We start from the raw sequence: 15977 nt of genomic DNA, 5'->3' as shown, positions 1-15977 counted from the left end.
CCCTTCGCGACAGCGAACGGGGGCTACAGCTTCTGCCAGGCGGGCTTGTGGTCGTAGGCGTACCGGTAGTAGTCGATGTTGCGGAGCCGCGAAGCGGCCGCCTCGTCCACCAGCACGGTGACGTGCGGATGCAGCTGGATGGCCGAGCCCGGATTGGAGGCCGACACCGGCCCCTCGACGGCACCGGCGAGCGCCTCCGCCTTGCCCTCGCCGAACGCCAGCAGCAGAAGGTGACGCGCGCGCAGGATGGTCGAGAGGCCCTGGGTGATGCAGTGCATGGGCACGTCGTCTTCGCTGTCGAAGAAGCGCGCGTTGTCCTTGCGGGTCTGCTCGGTCAGCGTCTTCACCCGCGTCACCGACGCGAACGACGAGCCGGGCTCGTTGAAGCCGATGTGGCCGTCGGTTCCGATGCCGAGGATCTGCACATCGACGCCTCCCGACTCGGCGATCGCCTTCTCGTAGTCGGCACCGGCGTGCTCGATCGTCTTGCGCGCACCGTTCGGGGTGTGGATCAGCGACGGCGTCAGACCGAGCGGTTCGACGACCTCCCGAGTGATCACGGCGCGGTAGGACTCGGGGTGACCCGCCGGCAGGCCGACGTACTCGTCGAGCGCGTAGCCGCGGACGTGCGACACGTCGAGGCCGCTCTCGGCGACCCGCCGGGCCAGCGCCCGGTACACCGGGAGCGGGGTGGATCCGGTCGCGAGCCCGAGCACCGCGTCGGGCTTGGCGGCGATCAGCCGCTCGATCGACTCCGCCGCGAGCTCGCCCGCTGCGTCCTTGTCTGCGACGACGACGACTTCAGCCATCTGTTCCTCCTACGAGCGCCGCTCCGAGCGCGGCGACTGGCGTTCCTTCGGGGACGAGGCGCACTCGCCGGGACAGCGCGAGAGACGCGAGGAACGGGGATGTCCTGGCCCACCCGTCGAGCACCTCGTGGACATCGCTCAGCAGCCGGTCCCCGAGATGACGGAGGCCGCCACCGATCACCACGGTGTCGACGTCGACCGTCAGCACGAGCACCCGCACCGCTGCGGCGATGCCCTCCGCAAGCCTAGCGGCGATCGCGCGCGCCTCGCGGTCGCCGTCCGCGGCAGCGGCGAACAGGGCACGAGCGGGCAGCGGGTCGTCCGTGCGCCACTGCCGGGCGACGCCGGACCCGCTCGCCACCGTCTCCAGGCAGCCGCGCTGGCCGCAGCGGCAGAGCGCGCCGGCCGGGTCGACCGGGAGGTGCCCGATCTCGCCCGCCACGCCCGTGGCTCCGCGCCAGAGCCGGCCGTCGACCACGATGCCCGCCGCCATCCCGGTCCCGAGGTTCAGATAGGCCATCGACCCGTCCAGCCCGAGCAGATGGAACGCGCCGAGCGCCGCCGCCTTCACGTCGTTCTCCACCCGCACTCCGACGCCGAGCCTCCCGGCGAGCTCACCGCCCAGAGCGAGGCTCTCCACGCCGAGGTTGACGGCGTGGGCGACCTGCCCCGAGACGCTGTCGACCATCCCCGGGATGCCGATGCCGATGGAGGAGAACCCGCCGGCCGCGAGCCCGGTGAGCTCTCCGATGCGGGCGACGGCCGTCACGGCCGTCTCCACGACGGCCGCCTGCCCGAACCCGGTCGCGAGGCGGATGCGCTGGGCGAGCGCTCCCCCGTCGTCGACGGCGACCGCGTCGGTCTTCGTGCCGCCGATGTCGATGCCGAGTCTCACGGGGTCTCCCCCGTGCCGCCCGTGTGGTCGTGGTCGAGGAGCTCGATGAGCGCCCGGCCGATCAGCCGGGAGGCGCCGAACGTCGCGATGTCGGCGTAGGCGCGGTCGTCGCTCGGCCAGCCCATGTCGACGACGACCACGCCGTCGCGGTGAGCGCGCAGCCGGTCGATCGCCTCTCGAGCGAAGGCGTGCCGGTGGTTGTCCTTGCCGACGACCAGCACGGGCGAGGCGGCGGCGAGCACCAGGTCGGGATGGTCTCCCTCGGTGAACACCACCAGGGGGTTGGCCGCGAAGCCCGAGCCCGCTCCGTGCGTGCCCGCCTCCGCCGCCACCTCCGCGAAAGGTCCCCAGGGGGCCTGTCCGATGGCGATGTTCGCGACGGTGTCGACGCGCACGACCGAGTAGCGGCTGTGGTGGTCGCGCAGCCAGGACGCGGCGTGCTCAGAGATGTCGAACGCCTCGAGCGCGCGTCGCACATCCACCTCGTCGATGTCCGCCGCACGGCGACGGGAGCCTGCGGTCGACGGGACGGCCGCGTGTGCCGCCGCGTCGGCGCGTACGCCATCGGCCAGCGCGCGGACCCGGCCGGCCGCCTCTTCCACGCGGGTCGGGCTGAGCCGCCCCGCGGCGATCGCGGCCGCGATCGCGTCCTCGATCTGCGTGAGCTGGGCGTCGGTGTTCTCCGTCCCGATGCACAGGAGGTCGCACCCCGCGGCGAGCGCGAGGACGGCCGCCTCGGGGATGCCGCGATCGCCGCTCGCTCCGTGCATGTCGAGCGCGTCGGTGACGACCACGCCGGTGAAGCCGAGCTCGCCGCGCAGCAGGTCCTCGACGACCCTCCGGCTGAAGGTCGCGGGCAGGTCCGGGTCGATGCGCGGCAGCAGGATGTGCGACGTCATGACCGTGCGGGCGCCCGCCTCCACGACCGCGCGGAACGGCAGCAACTCGCGCTCGCGCAGCTGCTCGGCGGTCAGGTCGACCTCCGGAAGCTCGAGGTGGGAGTCCTGGGCGGTGTCGCCGTGACCGGGGAAGTGCTTCGCGCAGACCGCGACACCGGCGGATTGCAGCCCGCGCGTCCACGCGGCGCCGTGCTCGGCGACCACCTCCGGAGTCGAGCCGAAGCTGCGCACCCCGATGACCGGGTTGTCGGCGTTGGAGTTGATGTCGACGTCGGGGGCGAGGTCGAGGTTCACCCCGACCGCGTGGAGCTCCTCGCCGACGCGGCGCGCCACCGCCTCGGTGTAGGCGGTGTCGCCGAGACGCCCGAGCACTGCGTTGCCGGGGAACGGCGAACCGCTGTCGTAGTAGAGGCGGGTGACGTCGCCGCCCTCCTCGTCGATCGCGATGATCGCGTCCGGGTTGGCGGCGTAGACGGCGTCCGTCAGCGCACGCAGTTGCGGCACCGACTCGACGTTCTGGCCGAAGAGGCACACCCCGCCGAGACCGTTCCGCAGCCGCTCCTCGAGCCACGCCGGCACGGTGGTGCCCACGAAGCCGGGAAGCAGCGTCGCCGCGATGCGGCGCCGGAGGGCGGTGTCGGTCGGGCCGGGCGCCTCGGCCGTTTCGGACCGGGTGACCGACATCCCGCTCACCCCTTGACCGCCCCGCTGACCAGGCCGCTGGTCATGCGTCCCTGGACGATGAGGAAGAAGATGATCACGGGCACGGCCACGAGGGTCGAGGCCGCCATCACCTGTCCCCAGTCCGTCGCGCGCGACGCGGACTGCTGGATGAAGCCGCGCAACCACAGCGGCAGGGTCTGGCTGCTGTTGTCCTGCAGGATGACCAGGGCCACCGTGAACTCGTTCCACGCCTGAAGGAAGGCGTAGACGCCGGAGGCGACCAGCCCCGGGGCCAGCAGCGGGAAGGTGATGCGCAGGAAGGCCTGGGTGCGGCTCAACCCGTCCACCATCGCGGCCTCTTCGAGGTCGGCGGGGATGCCGGCGACGAAGCCGCGCAGCATCCAGATCGTGAACGGCACGACGGCGGCGATGTAGATGATGCTGACGCCGATCACCGTGTTCAGGAGGCCGAGCGATCCCATCAGCTTGTACTGCGCGATGAACAGCCCCTCGGCGGGGAGCATCTGGATGAGCAGCACGGCGAGCACGAACGAGGTGCGGCCACGGAATTTGAACCGGCTGATCGCCAGCGCGGCCAGGAAGGCGAACGCCAGGCAGAAGACGACGGTCACGAGAGCGATGACAAGACTCATCCCGAGCGCGGGGAAGAACGTCCCGCCCTGCATGACGGCGATGAAGTTGTCGAACGAGCCCCCGAACGGCAGCCAGGTGGGCGTCGAACTCTGCAGCACGACGTTCGGCAGCAGCGAGGAGTTGAGCATCCAGTAGACCGGGAAGACCCAGATCAAACCGAGCACCACGGCGAGGACACCGAGGAGGATGCGGGCGGGGCGGACCTTCTGCTTGAGCTTGCGGTCGGCGACGGTGGTCACGACTGGTCCCCCTTGAGCAGGTGTCGGACGTAGAACCAGCTGAGCGCGATGGTCAGCACGAGCACGAACACCGAGACGGCGCTGGCCATCGCGAAGTCGCTCGATCCCACGCCGAGCTGGTAGATGTAGGTGCCGAGCAGGTTGGTCTCGCTGGCGATGGAGCCCTTGTCCTGCAGCAGCTTGATCTGGGTGAACACGCGGAGGTCCCAGATGACCTGGAGCAGCAGCACGATGCCGAGCACCGGGCGGATCATCGGCAGGATGATGTAGCGCAGCCGCTGGTAGCCCTTCGCGCCGTCCATCTGCGCGGCCTCCAGCACCTCGGACGAAACCTGCGTGAGGCCGGCGTAGACCGAGAACGCCACGAACGGCACGCTCATCCAGGTCACGATGACACCGGCCACGAAGAAGAACGAGATCGGGTTCTGCAGCCAGTTGTGGTTCTGGAAGTCCAGTCCCCACGAGGTCAGGACGTTGTTGATCACGCCGCGGCGCCAGTCGAACAGCCAGTTCCAGACGGTCATGGCCGCGACGACCGGCATGGCCCAGGCGAGCAGCAGTGTGATCTGCAGGAAGATGCGCGGGAAGCGCGAGATGCCGGTCATCAGGAGCGCGAGCCCGACGCCGATCACGACCGTCACGGCGGCCGTGGTCAGGCAGAAGACGAGCGAGCGCCCGACGACGACCCACATGTACGGGTCCGAGAAGAGCGTGACGTAGTTGTCGAACCAGACGAACGGCGCCGGCTTGCCGAACTGCTGGGCGAGCCCGAAGTGCTGCATCGAGGTGACGAGCTGCCAGACGATCGGGTAGCCGAGCGCGAGCAGCAGGATGAGGATGGCCGGCAGCAGCAGGGCGTACGGCGTGAGGCGGGGCTTGCGCCTCCGGGGCGCTGTGGGCTTCGGTGCGCTCGCGGTCGGCGAGGCGGTCACGGTCTCGCTGGTGGTGGTCACGGCGGTCCTCCTTCCTGGGGTGTGGGGGAAGCGTGCGGGTGTTGGGGAAAGTCTGGAGGCAGGAGCGAGGGCGCGGAAGGGGTGGTGCTGCTTCCGCGCCCTCGCCACTGCGCTGCTAGGTGTCGCTAGGTGGAGCCGATCAGCCGTTCTTCACGTTGAGAAGAGCGTCGATCTTGGTGTCGTACTGCTGAGCGAGGCCCTTCAGGTCGGACGAGTCGCGGATCTTGGAGAAGAACTCCTCCATCACGTTCGCCGCCTCGACGCCGGCCCAGCCCGGAGCGGCCGGGGTCAGCTTCGAGTTGGAGGCCGACTCGATGAGCGCCTTCGCGAACTGGTCGTCGCCGAGCGAGGACATGTAGTCCGAGTTCGCCGGTCCCAGGCCGTTCTTGCCGAGCATCTCCTGGTACTCCTTGCTGAAGATGATCTTCAGCAGCGTCTTGGACAGGCCCGGGTTCTTGGACTTGGCCGAGATGCCGATGTTGGAGCCGCCGGCGAAGACCGGTGCGGGCTTGCCGTCGTTGCCCGGCAGCACGTAGGTGCCGAAGGTGTTGTCGTTCCAGGTGCGGACCGCCTTGCCGTCCTTGGTGGACAGGTCGCCGATCGACCAGTGCGCCCAGCCCGGAGCCATGATGGTGGCGGCGGCGAGCGAGGTGTCACCCGTCTTGTTGCCGTTGGCGTCCACCGTCTGGTCCGTGTCGTTCAGGTAGATGTACTGGTTGGAGTCCTTGGCGTCGTTCGGGGCCTTGGACGCGTTCTTGTAGATGTCCTGCAGCTGCTGGAGACCCTTCAGCGACCCCGCCGAGTCGAGCGTGGCGACCCACTTGGAGCCTTCCTTCTTGGCGATGTCACCGCCGTTCGCGAAGATCCACGAGATGCCGTCGCGCCAGTCCTGGCCGCCGAGGAAGAAGCCGGAGAAGTTCGGGATCCCCTTCGGGTTCTTCGCGGTGATGTCGGCGACAGTGGTGTTGAACTGGTCGAGCGTGGTCGGCACCGTGGCGCCGGCCGCGGCGTAGACGTCCTTGCGGTAGAACATGTAGCGCGAGCCGAAGTAGTACGGCAGCGTGTAGTTCTTGCCGTCGACCTTGCCCGCGTCGACGAAGGACTGCAGCAGCTTGTCGCCGCCGAGGTCCTTGTACATGTCGGAGATGTCGAGGAACGCGCCCACGTTCGTGAACGTCGGGGACTGGGTGTTGCCCATCTCCGTCACGTCCGGGGTGTTGTTCGCGTCGGGGAGGGACGTCGTCAGCTTGGTGACGATGTCTCCCCAGTCCTGCTGCTCGATCTTGAGCGTCGCGCCGGTCTCCTTGTTGAACTCCGTCTTCAGGTAGTTGCGGAGCGCGTCAGGGGTGTCGGACCCGACGAGCCACAGGGTGACCGTCTTTCCCTTGCCGTCGGTGCTCGGAGCCTGGCCTCCACCTGAGGCGCATCCGGCGAGCACGAGAGCGGAAGCCGTAGCCACTGCGGCGAGGCCGACGAGCTTTCTCTTCATTGCTGTTCCCTTCATTGTGTTCGGGCTTTCTTGGGTGGTCAGTGTGGGCGAGTGCTTCACACCGTCGGTGCAGGGGTCGTGGATCGCGGTGCTGTGTTACGAGACCCCGAGTTGTCCGGAGAGGACGAGTACGGCCGCGCCGCGCAGGACGATGTCCTGCCCCTGCGTGGTCATCCGGACCGTGAGGTCGGCGTGGTTCTCTGCCATCGTCCGGCTCCGGAGCGTGTGGATGGTCGCCTCGGAGAGAGGGCCATCGAGGAGGTCCGTCGGCCCGCTCAGCACGAGCTCCGACAGGTTGAGGGCGCCCACGATCGGGGCGAGCGCGATGCCGAGCCTGCTGCCGGCTTCGCGGAGGAGGGGGGTCGTGTCGGCGCCGGCGCCCTCCGCTTCGCGGATCCCGCGCTGGAGCTGCGGGACGCTGAGCCAGTGCTCGAGCACCTGGTCGCGGCTGTACGTGGCGTCGAGCCCGAGGTCGGTGCCGACCATGACCTGGCCGATCTCCCCCGCGGCGAAGTGGCTGCCGTAGACGAGGGCGCCGGCGATGATGAGCCCCGCTCCGATTCCGTGGCCGACGCGGATGAGCATCATGTCGCCGGTCGCTCCCCCGTAGCTGTGCTCGGCGAGCACGGCGGCGTTGGCGTCGTTGGCGACGACGACCGGCAGCCCGGTGAGGAGGTGCAGGTCGTGCTGCAGCGGAACTCCGGTCCAGCCGAGGTTCGGGGCCGTGAGGATGGTGCCTGTGAGGTCGACGACACCCGGGGAGCCGACGCCGATGCCGAGGATGGGCGCCGTCGCGCTGTCGACGAGGTGACGGACCAGCTCGACGACCTTCGCGAGGGCCTCCTCGCCGGTCGCCGCACGGCCGTCCCCGTCTTGGAGCGGGACCTCGGCGGAGTGGAGCAGCTCGCCGTCGAGGTCCATCACCGCGCCGCGGAACCGGTCGTGATCGCTCAGGTCGACGCCGACGATCTGGTGTGCGGAGCGATTGATGTCGAGGAGCACCGCCGGCTTGCCCGGGCGCGCCGACTCGCGCTGGCCGAGTTCGATGACCAGGCCTTCGCTCAGGAGTTCCGCGACCAGATCGGATACGGTGACCCGGGTGAGCCCGGTCTCGCGTGCGATGTCGGCGCGGCTGAGCCGGCCTGCCCGGTAGAGCGTCTGGAGGACGAGCGAGCGGTTGTGGCTGCGCGCGTGCTCCGGGAGGACCTTGGCGCGCGGCCGGAGCGCCCGGCCGGGGCCGAGCCCGCCGTTGCTTCCCCGCACATCCATCGTGGTCATGTTTGTTAGTAAAGCTTACGAACAAAAGAAACGCAAGCACCGAAACGAACTCGTTACACTCCTGCACGTGACCGACGCATCCACCGCCCCCGCCCGCACACCCTTCGCCCTCACGGGCTCGCGCGCACTCGTGACCGCGGCCAGTCGCGGGCTCGGCCGCGAGATCGCCCTCGAACTCGCGGGACAGGGCGCCGACGTCGTGCTCGGCGTGCGCGATCCCGACGGCTCCGCCGAGCTCGTCGCCGACCTGACCGCGTTCGGCGTGACGGCACGCGCCGTGCGCCTGGACGTGCTCGACCTCTCCGCCTGCCGCGCGGCGATCGACGAGGTCACCGCCGAGCTCGGCCCCATCGACATCCTGGTGAACAACGCCGGTGGCGGTGTCAACGCACCCGCGCTCGAGGTCACCGAGGACGACTTCGATCATGTCTGGCGGCTGAACACCCGCTCGACGTTCTTCCTCTCGCAGCACGTCGCGAAGAGCATGCGCGTGAACGGCGGAGGGTCGATCGTGAACATCGCCTCCCAGGCCGGGCTCGTCGCCCTCCCGCTCGAGTCGTCGTACTGCACCGCCAAGGCCGCCGTCGTTCACCTCACCCGCTGCCTGGCCGTGGAGTGGGGAGGCTACGGCATCCGCGTGAACGCCGTGGCGCCCACCTTCATCGCCACGGACGGCACGTCCGAGGCGCTCTCGGACGACGCCTTCCGCGCCGACACCATCGAGCGCATCGCGGCCCTCCACCGCATCGGGGTGCCGGCGGAGGTCTCCGGCGCCGTCGCCTTCCTCGCCTCCCCCGCCGCGTCCTTGATCACCGGCCAGACCCTCGCCATCGACGGCGGCTGGACCGCCCGCTGAGCCGGGATTCGTGACGAATGCCACGATCCGTGGCACGAAAGTCGACATTCGTGACGAATGTCGACGCCCGTCACCCCTGGCGCGCCCGGAAGGCCGCGACGTCGAGCTCCCGGGTGGGGATGGCATCGAGGCGGGCCAGGGTCTCGGCGTCGAGGACGACCGAGCCCGCCGCCAGGTTCGCCTCCAGGTGCCCGGCATCCGCGGTGCCGGGGATGAGCAGGACGTTCGGCGCGTGCTGCAGCAGCCAGGCGAGACCGACCTGGGAGGCAGTGACGCCGAGCGCCTCCGCAGCCGAGATCACCTCCGGCTCGTCTGTCACCTTGGGGAGGCCGGCGAAGGCGCTGCCGAGCGGGAAGTACGGCACCCACGCGATGCCGTGCGCCTGGCACAGCGCGAGCATGTCCTCGTCGTCGCGGGCGACCAGGCTGTAGGCGTTCTGCACGCACACGACACCGGCGGGGAGCGCTCGGCGGAGGCCGTCGATGGCCACACTGCTGAGGCCGATGCCGTCGATCATGCCGTCGTCGCGCATCGCGACCATCGCCTCGAGCTGGTCGTCGAGCGGCACGACCTGGTCACCGTCGGCGCGGATGCCGATTCCGGAGTCCATGCGGCGCAGGTTGACGACCGGGATGCGCTCGACGCCGAGCGAGCGCAGGTTCGCCTCCACGGCGGCACGGAGCTGCTCGGGTCGCTGCGCGGGCCGGAGGCCGTGCCCGCCCGGGACGACCTCGGCGCCGACCTTGCTCACGAACTGGACGTCGCCGTCGTGTCCGGCGAGCGCCTCGCCGAGAACGCCGTTGACGAACCCGTCGCCGTAGAACTCGGCCGTGTCGATGTGGTCGACGCCGAGCTCGGTCGCGCGTCGCACCAGCGCGATCGCCGCAGGCCGATCCCCGCGGAGCCGCTCGAGCTGCATCGCGCCGAAGCCGATCCTGGCGACCCGGCGCCCGGCGAGTTCACCGACGCCACCGGGGCGCGATCGGTCGTCGGTGATCGTGTCGTCGGTCATGGTGCTGCCCTCCCGTGTCAGAATGGACGAAGCGGAGGATCCTCCGCTAACGCCACGATACACCTTCCGGAGGAGCCTCCGCTTTGAGTTCGCCGAATCAGCGACCGCTGCGCGCGGACGCCCAGCGCAACCGCGACCACCTGCTCACGATCGCTCGCGCGGCGTTCGCGGCCGACGGCGACGAGGTGACCCTCGACCGGATCGCCAAAGACGCAGGCGTGGGCATCGGGACGCTCTACCGGCACTTCCCCACCCGCGATGCGCTGGTGGAGGCCGTCTACGCGGCGGAGCTCGACACCGTCGTCGCCGACGCCGAGCCGCTCCTCGCCGCCCTCCCGGCCGACCAGGCGCTGCGCGAGTGGATGAACCACTACGCCCGCTTCACCGTCGCCAAGCGCGGGATGCTGGGGACCCTGCGTGCCGGCTGGGCCTCGGGGCGGATCGCGACCCCCGCCACCCGGCAACGAATCACAGCGGTGATCGGATCGATGCTCACGGCCGGCGCGGCCGACGGCATCCTGCGCACCGACGTGGACCCGGACGATGTGGTCACGATGCTCGTCGGCGTCTTCCTGTCGTCCGGCGCAGCGGACGGAGCCGACGGGCCCGCTCGGACCGACCGGCTCCTCGACCTGCTGATCGACGGGTTGCGGCCCCGCGTCGGCTGACGGGGGAAGCCGGAGGCGACCGTGCCGCCGCCGCTCGTCGAGCCGCCATCGACGAGGTGAACGCGGAGGACGTCGTCTTCACCGACCCGGAGGGCACCGCGACCGGGCAGGACCCCCTGGCGGCCAAGGCCGACGACCTGCAGCGCGACCTCCCGGAGGCCCTCGCGTTCCGCGAGGACGGCCCGCGCTACGAGGGCGCCTGAGCGCCCGCGCGCAGCCCGGTCGTCACTCCGGAGCGCCCGTCGGCGTCCGCAGCCGCGCCACCTTCTCGAGCGCGAACTCCATCGCGAGCTGGCCGGCGACCAGGGCCGCAGCCGCCGCGGCCCCGCCGACCTGCGCCGACGGATCCGTCACGTTGCCGGCCGCCCACACCCCGGGCACCCCGGTCCGGCCCTGGGCATCGGTCGGCAGGTACTCGCCGATGCCGGACGGATGCTCCACCGGCGCGAGGCCGAGTCCTTGCAGGAACGGCGCGACGATTCGCGAACGCGGCCCGATGACGACCGTCTCGACAGGGTGCACGTCACCGTTCACGAGGCGGATGCCTGCGACCCGTCCGTCGCGCAGTTCCACGGCCTCGGCAACGCCCTCCACGACGGGGATGCCGCGCTCAGCGGCTTCCTCGGCGAGACCGGGCTGACCGTTCACGAACAGCGTGACGTCGGGGCTCCACTGGTGGAACAGCAGCGCCTGGTGCATCGCGCGGGGGTTCAGCGCCAGCACGCCGATCGCCGTGTCGCGCACCTCCCAGCCGTGACAGAACGGGCAGTGCACCACCTCGGCACCCCAACGCTCGCGCAGGCCGGGGAGATCAGGAACGTCATCGACCAGCCCGGTCGCCACGACGATCCGGCGTGCGGTGAACCGCCGGTCGCCGTCCACCGTCACCGCGAAGTCGTCCCCGTCGGGATGCGCGTCGGTCACGGTGCCGGAGACGATGCGGCCGCCGTACCGCCGCACCTCGTCGCGGCCGCGGGCGAGGAGGTCGGCGGGAGGCGTGCCGTCGCGGCCGAAGAGGCCGTGGACCTCCCCGGCCGGCGCGTTCCGCGGCGCCCCCGCGTCCACCACCAGCACCGGGACGCGGGCACGGGCCAGCATGAGTCCGGCGCTGAGTCCGGCGGCGCCGCCGCCGATCACGATCACATCGAAGTCGTCCATGACTCCAGGCTGGACGCCAGGCAACAGATCCAGCAAGTTCTGTTGCCGGAATGGCAAACTGGTCGCGTGATGAACGACACCGCACCCGACCGCAGCCTCGAGGCCGTCGGCGAGCGCCTCCGCGCGCTGCGGACCAGGCGCGACCTGACACTCGCCGACCTCGCGGCCGCGACCGGCATCTCGGTCAGCACGCTCTCGCGGCTGGAGTCCGGCTCGCGACGGCCGACGCTCGAACTGCTGCTCCCACTCGCACGCGCACACGGCGTCACGCTCGACGAACTGGTCGACGCGCCGCAGACGGGCGACCCGCGCGTGAACCTGCGTCCGGTGCGGCACGGCGACCGCACCGTGATCCCACTGACCCGCCGGCCCGGCGGTATCCATGCGTTCAAGACCGTCATCTCCGGCGGCAGCCCGGCCCCGGGCATCCCCGACCCGAAGAGTCACGAGGGCTACGAGTGGCTCTACGTGCTGAACGGCCGGCTCAGGCTCGTCCTCGGCGACCACGACATCGAGCTCGGCCCCGGCGAGGCCGCCGAGTTCGACACCCGGGTGCCGCACTGGTTCGAACGCGCGGGCGAAGACGCCGTGGAGTTCCTCAGCCTGTTCGGCAAGCAGGGCGAGCGCGTCCATCTGCGCGCCCGTCCCTCCCGCCCCGGCGACGGGGACAAGGCGCCCTGACCGGTCAGCGTCCCGCGATCGCCGGCGGGTTCCATCTGCCGTCCAGGGCCTCCGGCCGAGGAGCGTACAGTCGCATGATGATCCGTAGCGGCCCAGCGGGAGCCGGCAGCCAGTTCGCCGACTTCTCACCGCCCGGATCCGTCGGTCCGTAGTAGAGCTCGAGCGAGCCGTCGTCGCCGTAGTACAGTGCGTCGCGGTCACCGAGCGCGAAGCGGTTCAGCGGATTCGGTGCCTGGAAGCTGTCGTGGTCGTACATCGTCACCGACCAGAAGGCGTCGACCGGCGGCAGCTGGTCGTGCTCGAAGCGCTGCACGTAGTCCCGCTCCCCCACGATCGGGCGGCCTGCGGCGTCGCCTACGGCGATGGGATAGATGGCGTCCTCGGGCTGGTTCGCGCCCAGGCCGACGACCGACACGGCGGCGCGCTTGAGGTAGAAGTCCCCGTAGACGCCCATGGTGTCGGTGTTCATCGCCCAGCCGTTCGCGATGCGGGCCATCGTGGTGATCGCCCGGTTGTGGCGTTGGCGCGCATCCTCTGCACCACGCTCGAGGGCGGCACGCTGGTCGTCGTCGAACGCGGCCCCGTCGAACTCCGCGCCGCGGACGATCCCCAGCGCCCCCAAGCGGGCCAGGATGCTGAAGTCCGTCGCCTGCGGAGGGTGCTCGGCGAGCAGGCGCGCGGCGTAGGCGAAGTAGTCCACGGCCGGGAGCCCGTTGACGATCGCGAGCGGCTCCTCGGTGAGGTCGAGCCCCTCGGGCGCCACCGAAGCCGGAAGCGCGGTCGAGGGCGCCTCGCCGTCGAGCCCGGTGAGCCGGAGGCCGTCCTGGAACTCCCGGACGGCCGCGTAGTCGGCCGGCCCGTTCGTTTGGACGCGACCGATCAACCAGACGTGGGAGGTCGGGGCGTCGATCCTCGTCACCGCGTCCGGCATCTCCCCCTCCCACCCGGGCGGTGCGATCAGGAACCGCGCCGCCGCGGTCCCCGTGGTGCGCTTGCCCGGCACGGCGAACGCGTTCGTCCACATGTCGAGCAGCGGGAGCAGGTAGTACCGGCCCCCGCTGTCCGGGACGTCCAGGAGGAGCGGGCCGCGTGAGAGGTCGAGCCACGCGGACGAGTACAGGGTGTCGAAGTTCGGCGCGACGACCGCTCGGAAGTCGGCGTCGGGGAAGGCCCGCGCGTGTGCAAGGGTGTTCGTAGGCCCCCGACCGATGGCCGTCGACTCGCCCGGCTGGGTGAAGACGGTGCGTGTGACATCCATCGTCACCAGCGGGTAGAAGTACGTGTAGGCCTCGGCCGCGCGGGCGGCGACCTCGTCCGGGCTCAGTGCGATCACAGCATCCCCCTCGATTCGTCCGATGCGCGACCCGCATCTGCGCCGCAGCATAGGGGCGGCCCCGCCGGTTTGGCCAGGCCGCACCTGCCTGCGCCTTAACGACCCGTGCCGAATGCCGGCTCCGGACGCGCCGGAGTCGACATTCGGCACGAATGTCTGCGGGAGAGACCTAGGCCACGCGTGCCTTGAGGTTCTCGCTGATCGCGTCGAGGAACTCCTCGGTGGTCAGGAACTTCTGCTCCGGGCCGACCAGGAGGGCGAGATCCTTGGTCATCTTGCCCTCCTCGACCGTCTTCACCACGACGTCCTCGAGGGTGTGCGTGAAGTCGATGAGGTCCTGGTTGCCGTCGAGCTTGCCACGGTGCGCGAGGCCGCGCGTCCAGGCGAAGATCGAGGCGATCGGGTTCGTGGAGGTCGGCTTGCCCTGCTGGTACTGGCGGTAGTGGCGCGTCACGGTGCCGTGCGCGGCCTCCGCCTCGACGACCGAGCCGTCCGGGGTGGTCAGCACGGAGGTCATCAGGCCGAGCGAACCGAAGCCCTGCGCGACGGTGTCGGACTGCACGTCGCCGTCGTAGTTCTTGCATGCCCAGACGTAGCCGCCCTCCCACTTGAGGCTGGAGGCGACCATGTCGTCGATGAGGCGGTGCTCGTAGGTGAGGCCGGCCGCGTCGAACTTCTCCTTGTACTCGGTGTCGAAGACCTCCTGGAAGAGGTCCTTGAACCGGCCGTCGTAGGCCTTGAGGATCGTGTTCTTGGTCGACAGGTAGACCGGGTACTGGCGGTCGAGACCGTAGTTGAACGACGCGCGGGCGAAGTCGCGGATGGACTCGTCCTGGTTGTACATGCCCATCGCGACGCCGGCACCGGGCGCCTGGTAGATCTCGAAGGACTGCGCCTCGCCGCCGTCGGCCGGCTGGAAGCTCATCGTGAGCGTGCCGGGACCGTCGAAGGTGAAGTCGGTGGCGCGGTACTGGTCGCCGAAGGCGTGACGGCCGATGACGATCGGCTTGTTCCAGCCCGGGACCAGCCGCGGGATGTTGGAGATGATGATCGGCTCGCGGAACACGACGCCGCCGAGGATGTTGCGGATGGTGCCGTTCGGGCTCTTCCACATCTTCTTGAGGCCGAACTCCTCGACACGGGCCTCGTCCGGGGTGATGGTCGCGCACTTGACGCCGACGCCGTGCTTCTGGATGGCGTGCGCCGCGTCGATCGTGATCTGGTCGTCGGTCTCGTCGCGCTTCTGGATGCCGAGGTCGTAGTACTCGAGGTTCACATCGAGGTACGGGTGGATGAGCGAGTCCTTGATCGCCTTCCAGATGATCCGCGTCATCTCGTCGCCGTCGAGCTCGACGACCGTTCCATCAACCTTGATCTTGTCCACTGGTTCTCCTGGGGTCTGTGCCGTGTTTCAGCCGCAGACAGCTTACCCGAGGCGGGCAACTATCTTGACATCGAGACACTTTTGCCAGCAATCGGTCAGCGCCGTCGTCGACTATGCGGGCCGCTCCGTGCACGTTACCCTTTCGTTATGGCTGAGTTGAGACTGGAAGAGTTGAGCGCGAAGACCGTCGTGGCGGCGAACGCGCTGTCACTGAAGCCTGGCCAGGAGCAGTTCATCGCTCCCGTGTCGTACTCGGCCGCGGCCGCCGTCGCCGACCCGACGACCTCCTGGCAGCGTGTCGTCCTCGACGGCGACGACGTCGTCGGATTCATCATGGGCGACTTCAACCCGCACGCCGAGCACGACGAGTTCAAGGCGATCCTCTGGCGGATCAACGTGGACGCCGACGACCAGGGTCGCGGAATCGGCACGTTCGCCGTGCGTGCTCTGGCCGCCGAGGCGCGCGAGCGCGGCGTCCAGCGTCTCTACGTCATCTGGGAGTCCGGCGAGCTCGGCCCCGAGCAGTTCTTCCTGCGCACCGGGTTCACGCCCGTCGGCGAGACGCAGTACGGCGAGACGATCGGTGCCCTCGAGCTCTGACGGCGCCGCAGGAGCGGGCGACGACTTCGCTTCGCGGGTCCTCGCCGTCGTCGAGAGCATCCCGCCCGGGCGCGTGATGACTTACGGCGACGTCGCGGCGACCCTCGGGTCCCGGGCGTCGCGCATGGTCGGCCAGGTCATGGCCTACTACGGCGCGGCGGTGCCGTGGTGGCGCGTGGTGCGGGCGAGCGGCCATCCGCCGGCGAACCACGAGCACATCGCACTGCAGCACTACCGCGCTGAGGGGACGCCGCTTCTCGGGGGCGGCGATCGGCCGTACCGCGTCGATCTGGCGGCCGCCCGCCACGACGCCGTCTGAGGCCGCCCCGGCGACATCATCCTTTCGGCCGATGCGGCGCTCAGGTTGATGGTGTTGACTGGATCGGTCTGTCCACCATCCCGTCCA

General features: G+C 70.0%; 17 protein-coding genes. 6 read left to right on the top strand and 11 right to left on the bottom strand.

Features of this window, described 5'->3' with window-relative positions; genetic code table 11:
* Positions 1-23 precede the first annotated feature (23 nt).
* The 7 genes from KNO15_RS21140 to KNO15_RS21110 all read right to left on the bottom strand — a co-directional run bounded on the left by KNO15_RS21140 (position 24) and on the right by KNO15_RS21110 (position 7879).
* A complete protein-coding gene (locus tag KNO15_RS21140; protein ID WP_241705905.1) occupies positions 24-809 on the bottom strand; it encodes a glucosamine-6-phosphate deaminase in 786 nt (261 codons plus the stop codon).
* On the bottom strand, positions 802-1704 hold the full coding sequence (locus KNO15_RS21135) for an ROK family protein (RefSeq protein ID WP_241705903.1): 903 nt from the start codon (positions 1702-1704) through the stop codon (positions 802-804). Before KNO15_RS21135 ends, KNO15_RS21140 begins: the two co-directional genes overlap by 8 nt.
* Positions 1701-3287: a beta-N-acetylhexosaminidase gene (gene nagZ, locus KNO15_RS21130; RefSeq protein ID WP_241705901.1), complete on the bottom strand. Its 1587-nt coding sequence runs from the start codon at positions 3285-3287 to the stop codon at positions 1701-1703. Before nagZ ends, KNO15_RS21135 begins: the two co-directional genes overlap by 4 nt.
* A gap of 5 nt (positions 3288-3292) precedes the next feature.
* Complete coding sequence (locus KNO15_RS21125; protein ID WP_241705900.1) at positions 3293-4159, bottom strand: carbohydrate ABC transporter permease; 867 nt, start codon at positions 4157-4159, stop codon at positions 3293-3295.
* On the bottom strand, positions 4156-5112 hold the full coding sequence (locus tag KNO15_RS21120) for a carbohydrate ABC transporter permease (RefSeq protein WP_241705898.1): 957 nt from the start codon (positions 5110-5112) through the stop codon (positions 4156-4158). Before KNO15_RS21120 ends, KNO15_RS21125 begins: the two co-directional genes overlap by 4 nt.
* 139 nt (positions 5113-5251) lie before the next feature.
* Positions 5252-6601, bottom strand: coding sequence for an extracellular solute-binding protein (locus KNO15_RS21115; protein ID WP_241705896.1), 1350 nt, complete (start codon positions 6599-6601; stop codon positions 5252-5254).
* 96 nt (positions 6602-6697) lie between these two features.
* Positions 6698-7879, bottom strand: coding sequence for an ROK family transcriptional regulator (locus tag KNO15_RS21110; RefSeq protein WP_241705895.1), 1182 nt, complete (start codon positions 7877-7879; stop codon positions 6698-6700).
* Positions 7880-7946: 67 nt separating this feature from the next.
* Between KNO15_RS21110 and KNO15_RS21105 the strand changes: the two genes are divergently transcribed.
* Entirely contained in the window at positions 7947-8735 is a 789-nt protein-coding gene (locus KNO15_RS21105; protein WP_241705893.1) for an SDR family NAD(P)-dependent oxidoreductase, read from the top strand.
* A gap of 70 nt (positions 8736-8805) precedes the next feature.
* On the opposite strand, the gene KNO15_RS21100 is transcribed toward KNO15_RS21105, so the two are convergent.
* Complete coding sequence (locus KNO15_RS21100; protein WP_241705891.1) at positions 8806-9747, bottom strand: aldo/keto reductase; 942 nt, start codon at positions 9745-9747, stop codon at positions 8806-8808.
* A gap of 83 nt (positions 9748-9830) precedes the next feature.
* On the opposite strand from KNO15_RS21100, the gene KNO15_RS21095 reads away from it, so the two are divergent.
* The gene (locus tag KNO15_RS21095; RefSeq protein WP_241705887.1) at positions 9831-10415 is read left to right on the top strand and encodes a TetR/AcrR family transcriptional regulator; all 585 of its coding nucleotides are present in this window, start codon (positions 9831-9833) and stop codon (positions 10413-10415) included.
* 56 nt (positions 10416-10471) lie between these two features.
* Positions 10472-10618, top strand: coding sequence for a hypothetical protein (locus KNO15_RS21090; RefSeq protein WP_241705885.1), 147 nt, complete (start codon positions 10472-10474; stop codon positions 10616-10618).
* Positions 10619-10640: 22 nt separating this feature from the next.
* On the opposite strand, the gene KNO15_RS21085 is transcribed toward KNO15_RS21090, so the two are convergent.
* A complete protein-coding gene (locus KNO15_RS21085) occupies positions 10641-11573 on the bottom strand; it encodes an NAD(P)/FAD-dependent oxidoreductase (protein WP_241705884.1) in 933 nt (310 codons plus the stop codon).
* A 69-nt stretch (positions 11574-11642) separates the two neighbouring features.
* Here KNO15_RS21085 and KNO15_RS21080 point away from each other — a divergent pair, with 69 nt between their 5' ends.
* Complete coding sequence (locus KNO15_RS21080) at positions 11643-12254, top strand: helix-turn-helix domain-containing protein (RefSeq protein WP_241705965.1); 612 nt, start codon at positions 11643-11645, stop codon at positions 12252-12254.
* 4 nt (positions 12255-12258) lie between these two features.
* Here the strand turns inward: KNO15_RS21080 and KNO15_RS21075 are convergent, their stop codons facing one another.
* Positions 12259-13587, bottom strand: a complete 1329-nt coding sequence (locus KNO15_RS21075; RefSeq protein WP_241705881.1) for a DUF1254 domain-containing protein — start codon at positions 13585-13587, stop codon at positions 12259-12261.
* Between the two features lie 169 nt (positions 13588-13756).
* On the bottom strand, positions 13757-14971 hold the full coding sequence (locus KNO15_RS21070) for an NADP-dependent isocitrate dehydrogenase (protein ID WP_208039711.1): 1215 nt from the start codon (positions 14969-14971) through the stop codon (positions 13757-13759).
* Positions 14972-15118: 147 nt separating this feature from the next.
* On the opposite strand from KNO15_RS21070, the gene KNO15_RS21065 reads away from it, so the two are divergent.
* Positions 15119-15571: a GNAT family N-acetyltransferase gene (locus KNO15_RS21065; RefSeq protein WP_241705878.1), complete on the top strand. Its 453-nt coding sequence runs from the start codon at positions 15119-15121 to the stop codon at positions 15569-15571.
* Entirely contained in the window at positions 15555-15890 is a 336-nt protein-coding gene (locus KNO15_RS21060) for an MGMT family protein (protein ID WP_241705876.1), read from the top strand. Before KNO15_RS21065 ends, KNO15_RS21060 begins: the two co-directional genes overlap by 17 nt.
* Positions 15891-15977: the final 87 nt, after the last annotated feature.

It is taken from the genome of Leifsonia shinshuensis (assembly GCF_022606355.1).
In the GTDB taxonomy this organism is placed as follows: domain Bacteria; phylum Actinomycetota; class Actinomycetes; order Actinomycetales; family Microbacteriaceae; genus Leifsonia; species Leifsonia shinshuensis_B.
The sequence above is the reverse complement of the archived record's forward strand: the minus strand, read 5'-3'. Positions and strand labels throughout refer to the sequence as shown.

Coding starts and splice junctions, on each gene's coding strand:
- KNO15_RS21140 (WP_241705905.1), bottom strand. CDS start 809: ATGGCTGAAGTCGTCGTCGTCGCAGACAAGGACGCAGCGGGCGAGCTC.
- nagZ (WP_241705901.1), bottom strand. CDS start 3,287: ATGTCGGTCACCCGGTCCGAAACGGCCGAGGCGCCCGGCCCGACCGAC.
- KNO15_RS21115 (WP_241705896.1), bottom strand. CDS start 6,601: ATGAAGAGAAAGCTCGTCGGCCTCGCCGCAGTGGCTACGGCTTCCGCT.
- KNO15_RS21110 (WP_241705895.1), bottom strand. CDS start 7,879: ATGACCACGATGGATGTGCGGGGAAGCAACGGCGGGCTCGGCCCCGGC.
- KNO15_RS21100 (WP_241705891.1), bottom strand. CDS start 9,747: ATGACCGACGACACGATCACCGACGACCGATCGCGCCCCGGTGGCGTC.
- KNO15_RS21085 (WP_241705884.1), bottom strand. CDS start 11,573: ATGGACGACTTCGATGTGATCGTGATCGGCGGCGGCGCCGCCGGACTC.
- KNO15_RS21080 (WP_241705965.1), top strand. CDS start 11,643: ATGAACGACACCGCACCCGACCGCAGCCTCGAGGCCGTCGGCGAGCGC.
- KNO15_RS21065 (WP_241705878.1), top strand. CDS start 15,119: ATGGCTGAGTTGAGACTGGAAGAGTTGAGCGCGAAGACCGTCGTGGCG.